This window comes from Vreelandella aquamarina, assembly GCF_900110265.1.
Classification (GTDB): domain Bacteria; phylum Pseudomonadota; class Gammaproteobacteria; order Pseudomonadales; family Halomonadaceae; genus Vreelandella; species Vreelandella aquamarina.
The window spans coordinates 45,615-57,585 of record NZ_FODB01000006.1 but is presented as its reverse complement, the minus strand read 5'-3'; the positions used below and the strand labels follow the sequence as shown (position 1 = coordinate 57,585).

Here is an 11,971-nt window from a genome sequence, read left to right as displayed (position 1 = left end):
TGTTGAAGGAAGTTCTAGGTTTTAAATATGTGGCTATAGACAACCGCTGTGGTCTATTATAAAACAGCGTTTGACTTGCGTGCCTTGGTACGTAACCCTGGTACAAGTCGCTGTAAAGAACCTGCACCGCAGGTAGACAAATTTAAGCTAACGCTTTAGCTTTATTTTTTGTCATACCCTTAACGTAGTACCCAAGGAAGACTCAAGGAGAACATTATGACTCTGAAGACTGCTCTGAAGATGACTGCCGCTGCCGCTTCTCTGGCAATCCTGGCTGGCTGTGCTTCTACCAGCGCTCTGGAAGAAGTTCGCATGACTGCTGAATCTGCACAGGCTGATGCCGCAGAAGCACGCAGCATGGCTTCACAAGCTCTGAACACTGCAAACCAAGCTCAGCGCGACGCGCAAGCTGCTCTGCAGATGTCTGAGCAGAACCGTGAAGAAATGAACCGCATGTTCCAGCGTTCCATGCAGAAGTAATTCTGCTTGGGCCACCGAGCATGATGCATGTTCGGTGGTCGCTGTAGATGTGAAAAACCCCGCCTCGGCGGGGTTTTTTGTTGGCTAGCGCTTTGCGCGTTAAGCGTCGCCTTCAACTCGAACGGTCGTGGAAAGCTCGACACCTTCCAAAATTCCCTCTAGCTGCTGAGTGGGCTGCGGCTCGGGTTCCTGCTCAGGGGCGGGTGCTTGCGGGCCATATAGCGCCACAAAGCGGCCGTCTGGTGCTTCCACCGCGCGTTTGACTTGCTCGTAATCCACTTCTGCTTGATCTTCTGCCAGTTCGCTGACCCGCTCAATGGCATTAAGAAGCGGCTCAAAGTTGCCTACGTTCTCTTCCAGCTGAGGGTGGGATTGCACAAACAGTGTGCCGTCTGCCGCCCAGCCTGCTTTAAAAGGCGCATCCATCAGGTTTACCTTAGTGCCGCTTGGTAGGCGTTCATACAGCGACTCGATATCTTCCGGGTACATGCGAATACAGCCACGGCTGACACGCATACCCACGCCATCAGGGCGATTGGTCCCATGGATCAAGTAGCTCGGCATAGCCAGCAAGATGGCATGACGGCCAAGCGGGTTGTCAGGCCCTGGTGGAACGATAGCGGGTGCAGGCTCGCCTCTTGCAGCCGCTTCACGACGCATCGAGGCGGGCGGTGCCCAGGCAGGGTCTTTGACTTTGACCGTGGTCCGCGTGATGCCTACCGGAGTCGCAAACTCCTCGCGGCCAACGCTGACAGGGTAGGTTTCCACAATGCCGGGGTTGTCGGCAGGGTAGTAGTAAAGGCGCAGCTCGGAGAGATTGACCACCACGCCCTCGCGTGGCGCAGGCGGCAGAATGTACCGCGCAGGGATCACTACCTCGGTGCCTTTACCCGGTACCCATAAGCTAACGTCTGGGTTCGCCATGCGAATCTCTTCGTAGCCAATATTATGGCGACGAGCGATGTCGATAAGCGTCTCTTCGGGGTCCTCCACCGTAACGGTGTAGTACTCACCAATAATATCGCCGTGCTCGGGTAGTCGGAAGTGGCCGCGCGGTAGTTCCTGCGCCTCAGCAACTTGCTCTGCACTAGCAGTGGCGTCGTCAGTAATCGCCGCAGTGCTTTCGGCCTGCTCGGCCGACGGCTGTGCATAAACGGGGCCCACAAGGCTCGCTGCCAGCAGAACTGCCAGGCTGGTAGGTCCCCAACGGGTAATGTTCTTACGAATGTTCATGGTCGATCCTAATCAATGTATGCACTGCTGGTACGCATGGTAATGGGCAGCGATGCGTTACCGATATGTGCTGCTTAATGACAAGTTTGCCCCAAGGTTCACGCCGCCGCTACTTTTTGATTAAGGGTCGTTAGCAGTGCTTCAATCTTTTCGAAACGCTGTTCGACCGTTTCCATTGGAAATTCAAAACGTAAAGTATCGGAACCATCTAAGCGGTAGTGCTGGGGAGATTTTTGAATCAGCGTGACCAGGGTCAGCGGGTCTACCTGGGTAGTGGTGTTAAAAATCACGCGGCCGCGCTGTTCACCTGCTTCTATGCGCGCAACACCGAGCTGTTCTGCCCGGTGGCGCAGCTTCGTCTGCCGAATCAGGTTCTTCAACGGCTGTGGCAGTAGACCAAAACGGTCGATCAACTCTACCTGCAACTCTTTAAGCTCGGTATCTGATTGCGTATTAGCGATGCGTTTATACATGACTAGGCGCTGCTGTACATCGTGAATGTAATCATCGGGAATGAGGGCAGGCAGATTCAGGCTTATTTCGACGCCTGTGTTGAAGGGCGCGTCGATGTTAGGGGTTTTGCCTGCGCGGATTGCTTTCACCGCCCGGTCCAGCATTTCCATATAAAGGGTGTAGCCAATGGTTTCCATTTGGCCGCTTTGCTCGTCGCCCAAAAGCTCACCCGCACCGCGAATTTCCATATCGTGGCTGGCCAATGTAAAGCCTGCCCCCAGGTCGTCGGAGGCGCTAATCGCCTCAAGGCGTTTTACGGCATCTCGCGTCATGGCTTTGGGTGGCGGGGTTAGTAGGTAAGCATAGGCCTGATGGTGGCTGCGCCCTACGCGGCCGCGCAGCTGGTGTAGCTGTGCTAGGCCGAACTTATCCGCACGCTCAATCAAAATGGTGTTGGCGCTAGGTACGTCAATGCCGGTTTCTATAATGGTGGAGCACACCAGCACGTTAAAGCGTCGGTGGTAGAAATCAGACATCACCCGCTCAAGGCTGCGCTCTGGAAGCTGGCCGTGGGCCACAGCAACGCGGGCTTCCGGCACTAGCTCGCGGATCTGTTCAGCAGCATTCTCAATGGTTTTAACTTCGTTGTGCAGGAAGTAGACCTGACCGCCGCGCAGGATCTCCCGCAGTAGCGCTTCCTTAATAATGCTGTTATCGCGCTGCTGTATAAAAGTTTTTACCGATAAGCGCCTTGCGGGCGGAGTGGCGATGATAGAAAGGTCACGGATGCCACTCATGGCCATATTGAGCGTACGCGGAATGGGCGTGGCGGTGAGTGTGAGAATGTCGATTTCCGCGCGTAGGGTTTTCAACTTCTCTTTTTGGGCGACGCCGAAGCGGTGCTCTTCATCGATAATCAGCAGTCCCATTTTGGGCAGCTCGACGCTTTTCGAGAGCAGCTTATGGGTGCCAATAACGATACCGGTTTGGCCGCTTTTGATGCCTTCCAGGGTTTGCGTCATCTCTTTGCCACCGGTAAAGCGCGAGATTAGGCTGATATTGACGGCAGTGTCGGCAAAGCGGTCGCGGAAGTTCTCGAAGTGCTGGCGTGCTAGCAGCGTTGTCGGCACTAGCACTACGACCTGTCTGCCGGACTGTACGGCGAGGAAGGCGGCGCGCATGGCCACCTCGGTTTTACCAAAGCCCACATCGCCGCACACCACGCGATCCATTGGCTGAGGAGAGACCATGTCGCTGATCACTGCTTCGATAGCCGCCTTCTGATCCGGTGTTTCCTCAAACGGGAAGCTGGCCGCAAAACGCACATACTCATCGCCGGGCGGGTCGTACACTGTGCCTTGCTGGGCTTCACGGCGGGCGTAAATATCCAATAGCTCTGCGGCGGTGTCGCGAATTTTTTCAGCGGCTTTGCGGCGGGCTTTCTCCCACTGGTCGGAGCCCAGCTTATGCAGCGGAGCGAGTTCGTCATCGGCGCCGCTATAGCGTGAAATAAGGTGCAGGCTATCCACCGGCACATACAGCTTGGCACCGTCTGCATAGGAGAGGGCGAGAAACTCGTTGGCCTGGCCGCCCGCTTCCAGAGTCTCCAGGCCCAGGTAGCGGCCTACGCCGTGGGCTTGGTGAACCACCGGTGCTCCTTCGCGCAACTCGGAAAGGTGACGGACCGCTAGTTCGTTATCGTCGGTGGCTTTTTCCCGCCGACGGCTTTGCCGCACGACGTCGCCAAACAGCTCGGTTTCGCTAATTACCGCGACATCGGGCTCGGTGAGCCATAGGCCGCTACCCACCAAGCTTTCCGTTATAGCGATGTGCTCGCTGCCTGCTAAAAAAGCCTGGAAACTATCGCTATGGGGCAGCGATAGTTTCAGCGGGGAGAGGACTTCCTCCAGTGCTTCTCGCCGCCCGCGAGACTCGGCAACAAACAGCATGCGGGTCTTGGGATGGTTATCTAAGAAGCTCGCCAGCTCGCTCAGCGGCTGTTTGGCACGCGCATTGATGGCCAGAGAAGGGAGTGCTTGGGCCAGAGGAGCAAGCGCATGGCATTGGCTGTCGTCCTCAGTGAACTCAAGGCGAGGCCGCGCTTTAATGGCTGAAAACACTTCGTTAACCGGGAAGAACGCCCGGTGAGGCGGTAGTAGCGGCCGTGTAGGGTCAACACCTAAATTCTCATAGCGTGATTCAATCGACTGCCAGTGCTGCTCAGCCGCGTGGAAAACGTCTGGGAGCAAGGCGATGCGAGTGTCTTCGGTGAGATGCTCAAACAGTGAGGCGGTTTCCTCGAAAAAGAGCGGTAAATACTGCTCTAGCCCAGGAGAGGGAATCGCTTTCAGCGCATCGTTATAGAGCGGGCACTGGCGCGGGTCGACATCAAACAGGGTCTCAAACTGCTCACGAAAGCAGGCAATCGCGCTGCGGCTTAGCGAGTATTCATGGGCAGGCAGCAGTTCGATGACATCCACTTTGTCGGTAGAGCGCTGGCTGCCGGGGTCGAAGTGGCGCAGTGTGTCGATCTCATCATCAAATAGATCAATACGAATCGGCTCATCCATGCCCATGGCAAATAGGTCGATAATCGCGCCGCGCATGGCGTATTCGCCCGGCTCATAAACGGTCTCTACCGCACGATAGCCTGCCCGGGAGAGCGATTCGCGGAAGGTTTCGCGATTCAGCGTGGCCCCCGCCTTTAGCGTCATCACGCGGCCAGCGATGTACGAGACAGGCGGCAGCCGCTGCATGAGGGTATTGACTGGCACAAGCACGATACCGCGCACGCCATCCTGTAGCAGGCGCAGCGTTCTCAGCCGAGCAGAAATAATATCTTGGTGGGGCGAGAAGCTGTCGTAGGGCAAGGTTTCCCAATCGGGGAAGGGGAGAACCGGCACGCTGCTATAAAAAGCGAGATCTTGTTCCAGCCTCTGGGCGCTGGCGGTGTTGGGAGTGATCACCAGTAACGGTGCGCTTGACGCTACCTGAGCTAGCGCCAGGGCAGTCGCACTGCCCGGCGGCGCTTGCAAATAGAGCGTATCGCGAATCCCTTGCGGCTGAGGCGGTTCGAGCAGAGAGAAAGAAGGCATAGTAAAGGTATCGTTTTGCACAGAAACGGAACCAAGATCATACACGATCCGCCCTTTCGCGCAGAGGCTTTGGCGCCATGGGGTGTTAAGATCGCTTGGTCGCTGCATCATTGGCGTTTGTAGTCAATACCCTGTTTCTGTAATACCCCTACATGTTGTGCGACTATCCATCCATTGCGGCACCTTAATAAGCTCCGGATAATGCTCGGGACATCCCCGTTCATAACTCAATGAGGCCGCACGTGAGTCAGCAAGCGCTCGAAAACGTTTTTCAGGAATGGCAAAACAACGAAGCTCTGGCGGAGCAAATGATCCCACTAGTGGGGCAGCTCTATCGCCAGAACAACGTTGTGGCCACGATGTTCGGACGCTCTCTGATCAAGCGGTCGGTCATTCGTATCCTTAAAGATCACCGTTTTGTGCGCAAAATTGAAGGCACAGAGCTGTCGGTAGAAGACACGTACCCCATCGTAAAAGCGATGAGTGAGATGAATCTGGGGCCTGCTCACGTCGATGTGGGTAAGCTAGCAGTGAGCTTTAAGCGCCAGGGCGGTGGCGACCTTGATGCGTTTTTGCGCCATGAGCTAGGCGAGATCATCGACGGCTTTCAGCCGGGCGGCAACAAAGGCGAGCCTCAAGACGTCGTGCTGTATGGTTTTGGCCGTATTGGTCGCCTGCTGGCGCGCGTGATGGTCGAGAAGGCTGGCGGCGGAAACCTACTGCGTTTGCGTGCCATTGTGGTGCGCGGCCGTGGTGATGTGGCGAAAGACCTGGAGAAGCGTGCCAGTCTGCTGCGCCGCGACTCGGTTCATGGCCCGTTTGATGGCACCATCGCCGTGGATGCTGACGCGCGTACGCTGACCATTAACGGCAACGTGGTGCAGGTCATCTACGCCGACTCCCCCAGCGAAATTGATTACACCACCTACGATATTCACAACGCGGTGATTGTTGATAACACCGGTATTTGGCGTGATGAAGCGGGTCTAGGCCAGCACCTTGAGTGTAAAGGTGCAGCAAAAGCGCTGCTGACGGCGCCGGGTAAAGGTGACATCAAAAATATCGTATTCGGCATTAATCACGAAACGATTGGCGATAATGACCGCATCGTGTCGGCGGCTTCCTGTACGACGAACGCCATTGTGCCGGTGTTGAAAGTACTCAACGATGAGTACGGTGTGGCGACAGGGCACGTTGAGACCGTTCACTCCTATACCAACGACCAGAACCTGATTGATAACTATCATAAAGGTGATCGTCGTGGCCGTAGTGCGGCGCTTAACATGGTGCTGACCGAAACAGGCGCAGCTAAAGCGGTTGCTAAGGCGCTGCCGGAGTTAGAAGGCAAGCTGACTGGTAACGCCATTCGCGTACCGACCCCGAACGTATCTATGGCGATTTTGAATCTGACGCTGGATAAAGGTACCGATGCAGACGCGCTGAACGACTACCTGCGCCGTATGTCGATTGATTCTGCTTACCAAAAGCAAATCGATTTCGTTGACTCTGCAGAAGTGGTTTCTTCTGACTTCGTTGGTAATCGCCACGCGGGCATTGTTGATGCCAAAGCGACCATTGCTAACGGCAATCATGCAGTGGTCTACGTCTGGTACGACAATGAGTTTGGTTATAGCTGCCAGGTCATTCGTATTCTTCAGCATATGTCGAATGTGCAGTTTTTGAAGCTGCCACGTCAGGCGAGTTAATGAGTGCAGGTCCGTAGTGCGCTAAATTAGGGCATTACTTAAAACGTTGAATCAACGCCACCTTCGGGTGGCGTTTTTTGTACCAGAAACAAATGCACTACAAATGCATATAGCACTTTTGGAGGCCATCAGGGATGTGGTCATTGGCCGCGCTTATCTTTATAATGCGATAGATTTTTCGGGGTGGTTCAAGCTTGCTTGGGCCTGACTGGTAACAATCTGAACAGAAAATAAGAATTCACTGGGCAGAAAATAAGCATTCGAACCCCTTACCTTCGTATATCCGATCCATCAACTGGGCGAGACTATGATCGAAGTCAAAAAAGGCCTGGATCTCCCCATCACGGGAGCGCCCGAGCAGCGTATTGAAGATGCGCAGCCTGTGCGTCACGTGGCAATCCTGGGCACTGACTATGTTGGTATGAAACCAACAATGGAAGTTCAGGAAGGGGACAAGGTCAAGTTAGGCCAGCTTCTCTTCACCGACAAGAAAATTGATGGCGTGCGTTTTACCGCGCCTGCCGGTGGTGAAGTAGTCGCAATTAACCGTGGCGAAAAACGTCGTCTGCTGTCTGTGGTTATTAAAGTCGATGAAAATGAAGAAGCGATTACATTTGCTTCTCATGATCGTGGTGCTTTAGGACAGCTTGATCGTCAAGCCGTTGTCGATCAGCTTGTTGAGTCAGGACTTTGGACTGCCCTGCGCACCCGTCCTTTCTCACGCACACCAGCCATCGATAGCGTTCCTGCTGATATCTTTGTCACCGCTGTAGATACTCATCCGCTAAGCGCTGACCCTGCCTTTATCATCAATGAAAATGCCCAAGCATTTGAAGACGGCCTCAAGGTGCTAACCCGCCTGACCGAGGGCAACGTTTTTCTGTGCACGGGTGCAAACGCCTCAATTCCGGGTGGTGATGTCAGCGGTGTAAAAACCGAAAGCTTTGCTGGGCCGCATCCGGCTGGTTTGGTAGGCACACACATTCACTACCTCTCGCCCGTGGCGCTGCATAAGAAAGTGTGGCACATCGGTTATCAGGACGTGATTGCCTTCGGCAAGCTGTTTGTAGAAGGTAAGCTGGACATAAGCCGCATCGTAGCGGTAGGTGGCCCGCGTGCAGAAAAACCGCGCATTCTGCGTACCCGTGTGGGTGCCAGCACTCAAGAACTCTTAGCAGGTGAAGTCATCAAACCCGATGACACCCGCGTGATTTCCGGCTCGGTTTTCTCTGGCGCTGCCGCTGAAGGCAAACTGACTTATCTGGGTCGCTTCCACAACCAAATCAGTTTGCTGGAAGAGGGCAATAAGCGCACCTTTATGGGATGGTTATCTCTGGGTGCGAATCGCCACTCCGTTATGGGCATTTATCTTTCCAAATTTAAAGGCCTGAGTAACTACGCGCCGACTACTTCTACAAATGGCTCCGAGCGTGCCATGGTGCCGGTGGGTAACTACGAGCGCGTCATGCCGTTGGATATCATGCCAACGCAACTGCTGCGTTCGCTGATTGTGGGCGACATTGAGGTTGCCATGCAGCTCGGGTGTCTTGAGCTGGACGAAGAGGATCTGGCGCTGTGTACCTACGTTTGCCCCGGCAAATATGAGTACGGCCCCATCCTGCGTGACAATCTCACCATGATCGAGAAAGAGGCCTGATGATGGGTATTCGACAAACACTCGATAATCTCGAGCCGCACTTCCACAAAGGTGGTAAGTACGAAAAGTTCTATCCGCTCTATGAAGCGGTAGATACGATTTTCTACTCGCCCCCCAGCGTTGCAAAAACCACCGCTCACGTGCGTGATGGCGTCGACCTGAAACGCATCATGATCACGGTATGGATGTGTACCTTCCCGGCCATGTTCTTCGGTATGTGGAACGCAGGCTGGCAGGCGAACACTGCCATCGAAGCGGGTTATGCCTCCATGAACGGCTGGCGCGATGCCATCATGATGACCCTCGCGGGCGGTCATGATCCCAGCAGCCTGTGGGCTAACTTCGTTCTTGGCGCGACATACTTCCTGCCCATTTACCTCGTGACGTTCGTCGTGGGTGGTTTCTGGGAAGTGCTGTTCGCCATTAAGCGTGGTCACGAAGTCAACGAAGGTTTCTTCGTGACTTCCGTGCTGTTTGCGCTGATTCTGCCAGCCACTATTCCACTATGGCAGGTTGCACTCGGCATTACCTTCGGTGTCGTGATCGGTAAGGAGATCTTCGGCGGCACGGGTAAGAACTTCCTGAACCCTGCGCTGACGGGCCGCGCGTTCCTCTACTTTGCTTATCCGGCACAAATTTCTGGTGACGCAGTATGGGTAGCAGCCGACGGCTACACCGGTGCTACTGCGCTTTCTATGGCGTTCCAAGACGGTATGACTGCGCTGACCAACACCTATAGCTGGTGGGATGCCTTCCTAGGCTTTATCCCTGGCTCTGTTGGCGAAGTATCGACGCTGGCCATCCTGATCGGTGCTGCCGTACTGCTGTGGACCAAGATTGCCAACTGGCGCATCATGCTGGGTGTATTCCTGGGTATGGTGATTACCAGCACGCTGTTCAACCTGATCGGTTCTGAAACCAACCCCATGTTCGCGATGCCGTGGTACTGGCACCTCGTCATTGGTGGGTTTGCCTTCGGTATGGTGTTTATGGCGACTGACCCTGTGTCCGCTTCCATGACTAACCAAGGCCGTTTGGTATTTGGCGCGCTGATCGGTGTGATGACCGTTCTAATCCGCGTGGTAAACCCGGCGTTCCCGGAAGGCATCATGCTGGCCATCCTGTTCGCCAACCTGTTTGCGCCGCTGATTGACCACTTCTTCGTCCAGGCCAATGTGAAGCGCCGTCTCAAGCGCACTGGTACACCGGCCGAGGAGACTGCCTAATGGCACAAGGTAACAACTCCATCAAGAAAGTCCTGATCGTAGCGTTCTCGCTGTGCATCGTGTGCTCGGTCATCGTTTCGACGGCGGCCGTAGCACTGCGCCCAGCGCAGCAGCTCAATCAGGAGCTGGACCGTAAAACCAACATCCTCAACGTGGCACGTCTTTACGAGCCGGGTATGGATGTGGAAGAGGCGTTCAGCACCCAGATCACCGCCCGTGTTGTTGAACTGGAAACCGGAGAGTACTCCGACCAGTTCGACCCCGACACCTATGACGGTTTTGAAGCTGCACGCGATCCGGCCACTGGCCGTACGCTGTCTGGCGAACGTGACATCGCGGGATTCTCGCGCGTAGAAAAATTCGCGACTGTGTACCTAGTAGGCGATCCTGAGAATCCTGACCAGATCGTTCTGCCTATTCGTGGGCAGGGCCTGTGGGGCCGTATGATGGGATTCCTGTCGGTAGAGGGTGACGGCAATACCATCGTCAGTATCACCTACTACGACCACGCAGAAACACCGGGTCTAGGTGCTGAGGTAAACAACCCGCGCTGGCAAGCCCAGTGGGAAGGTAAAAAGATTTACAGCGAAGAGGGCGACCTCTCTCCTGAAATCCACCTGACCAAAGGCGGCGCGAGTAACGAGTACGAAGTCGATGCGCTTTCCGGTGCCACGCTGACCAGTAACGGCGTGACCAACATGCTGCAGTTCTGGCTCAGCGAAGAGGGCTTTGCTCCTTACCTGGCTAAATTCCGCAGCGGTACCGAGCCATCAGACGCCGAAGACACCGAGACTGACTTCGACGACGTTGAGGGGGCCTGATCATGGCGGATGTAAATGCAAAAGGCGTTTTAACGGCGCCTATTTTTAAGAACAACCCCATTGCGCTTCAGATTCTGGGGATCTGTTCTGCACTGGCGGTGACCACCAGCATGAGCGTGTCGCTGGTCATGTCGCTGGCGGTTATTTTCGTAACCTCTTTTTCGAACCTGTTCGTATCGTTGATTCGGAATCACATTCCGTCTTCGATTCGTATCATCGTTCAGATGACCATCATTGCCTCGTTGGTTATCGTGGTCGACCAGATCCTCAAAGCCTATGCTTACGAAATGTCCAAGCAGCTGTCGGTGTTCGTCGGTCTGATCATCACCAACTGTATCGTAATGGGCCGCGCGGAAGGTTTCGCGATGTCCAATACGCCGGGCATGTCGTTCCTGGATGGTATCGGTAATGGCCTGGGCTACAGTTTCGTCCTGATGGTGGTAGGTTTCTTCCGCGAACTGCTGGGTGCTGGCAGCGTGTTCGGCTTCACTGTACTGCCGACCATTCAGAATGGTGGCTGGTACGTGCCGAACGGTCTGCTGCTGCTGCCGCCGTCTGCTTTCTTCATCATTGGTCTGTTGATCTGGGTACTGCGCTCTGTCAACCCGGAGCAAGTCGAAGAGAACGAGTTTAAGATGAAGCACAACACCAAGCCGAAGGAGGCCGTGTAACATGGAACACTATCTAAGCCTTTTCGTCGCTTCGGTATTCGTCGAGAACATGGCACTTGCCTTCTTCCTGGGCATGTGTACGTTCCTCGCGGTATCCAAGAAGGTGTCTTCTGCCATCGGTCTCGGTATTGCGGTTATCGTCGTACTGACGATCACTGTGCCGGTCAATAACCTGGTATTCACGTACCTGCTGCAGGAAGGCGCGCTGACCTGGACCGGCATTAGCGGTGCTGAAAACATCGACCTGTCATTCCTGGGTCTGCTCTCTTACATCGGTGTTATCGCGGCACTGGTACAGATCATGGAGATGTTCCTTGATAAGTACGTACCGTCGCTTTACAACGCGCTGGGCGTTTTCCTACCGCTGATCACCGTAAACTGCGCCATCCTGGGTGGCGTACTGTTCATGGTAGAGCGTAGCTATAACTTCGGTGAGGCCGTGGTATATGGCTTCGGCGCTGGTACCGGTTGGGCGCTAGCAATCGCTGCTCTGGCGGGTATTCGTGAAAAGCTGAAGTACAGCGACGTGCCGGGCGGTCTGCAGGGCCTTGGCATCACGTTTATCACCGTTGGCTTAATGTCACTGGGCTTTATGTCCTTCTCTGGCATTCAGCTTTAATCGGAGCCGG

9 protein-coding genes are annotated in these 11,971 nt (G+C 54.9%); 7 read left to right on the top strand and 2 right to left on the bottom strand.

Going from position 1 to position 11,971, the window contains the following annotated elements; genetic code table 11:
* Nucleotides 1-216: 216 nt before the first annotated feature.
* Entirely contained in the window at nt 217-480 is a 264-nt protein-coding gene (locus tag BMY49_RS02870) for an Lpp/OprI family alanine-zipper lipoprotein (protein ID WP_016914087.1), read from the top strand.
* Nucleotides 481-579: 99 nt separating this feature from the next.
* Here BMY49_RS02870 and BMY49_RS02865 read toward each other — a convergent pair whose 3' ends face one another.
* Both BMY49_RS02865 and mfd read right to left on the bottom strand, forming a co-directional pair.
* Entirely contained in the window at nt 580-1,713 is a 1,134-nt protein-coding gene (locus BMY49_RS02865) for a L,D-transpeptidase family protein (protein WP_089674787.1), read from the bottom strand.
* A gap of 98 nt (nt 1,714-1,811) precedes the next feature.
* Nucleotides 1,812-5,261, bottom strand: a complete 3,450-nt coding sequence (mfd, locus tag BMY49_RS02860; RefSeq protein WP_208596164.1) for a transcription-repair coupling factor — start codon at nt 5,259-5,261, stop codon at nt 1,812-1,814.
* A 242-nt stretch (nt 5,262-5,503) separates the two neighbouring features.
* Here mfd and BMY49_RS02855 point away from each other — a divergent pair, with 242 nt between their 5' ends.
* The 6 genes from BMY49_RS02855 to nqrE all read left to right on the top strand — a co-directional run bounded on the left by BMY49_RS02855 (nt 5,504) and on the right by nqrE (nt 11,961).
* Nucleotides 5,504-6,967 (top strand): glyceraldehyde-3-phosphate dehydrogenase, encoded by a 1,464-nt coding sequence (locus BMY49_RS02855; RefSeq protein ID WP_044628069.1) that lies wholly within the window; start codon nt 5,504-5,506, stop codon nt 6,965-6,967.
* Nucleotides 6,968-7,274: 307 nt separating this feature from the next.
* Nucleotides 7,275-8,624: a Na(+)-translocating NADH-quinone reductase subunit A gene (locus BMY49_RS02850; protein WP_089674782.1), complete on the top strand. Its 1,350-nt coding sequence runs from the start codon at nt 7,275-7,277 to the stop codon at nt 8,622-8,624.
* Nucleotides 8,624-9,850: an NADH:ubiquinone reductase (Na(+)-transporting) subunit B gene (locus BMY49_RS02845; RefSeq protein WP_054645012.1), complete on the top strand. Its 1,227-nt coding sequence runs from the start codon at nt 8,624-8,626 to the stop codon at nt 9,848-9,850. Before BMY49_RS02850 ends, BMY49_RS02845 begins: the two co-directional genes overlap by 1 nt.
* Nucleotides 9,850-10,671 carry a Na(+)-translocating NADH-quinone reductase subunit C gene (locus tag BMY49_RS02840; RefSeq protein ID WP_054640986.1) on the top strand — a complete coding sequence of 274 codons (822 nt, stop codon included), beginning with the start codon at nt 9,850-9,852 and terminating at the stop codon, nt 10,669-10,671. The genes BMY49_RS02845 and BMY49_RS02840 overlap by 1 nt, the downstream gene beginning before the upstream one ends.
* A 2-nt stretch (nt 10,672-10,673) precedes the next feature.
* Complete coding sequence (locus BMY49_RS02835) at nt 10,674-11,342, top strand: NADH:ubiquinone reductase (Na(+)-transporting) subunit D (RefSeq protein WP_044628065.1); 669 nt, start codon at nt 10,674-10,676, stop codon at nt 11,340-11,342.
* A 1-nt stretch (nt 11,343) separates the two neighbouring features.
* Nucleotides 11,344-11,961: an NADH:ubiquinone reductase (Na(+)-transporting) subunit E gene (nqrE, locus tag BMY49_RS02830; RefSeq protein WP_044628064.1), complete on the top strand. Its 618-nt coding sequence runs from the start codon at nt 11,344-11,346 to the stop codon at nt 11,959-11,961.
* Nucleotides 11,962-11,971: the final 10 nt, after the last annotated feature.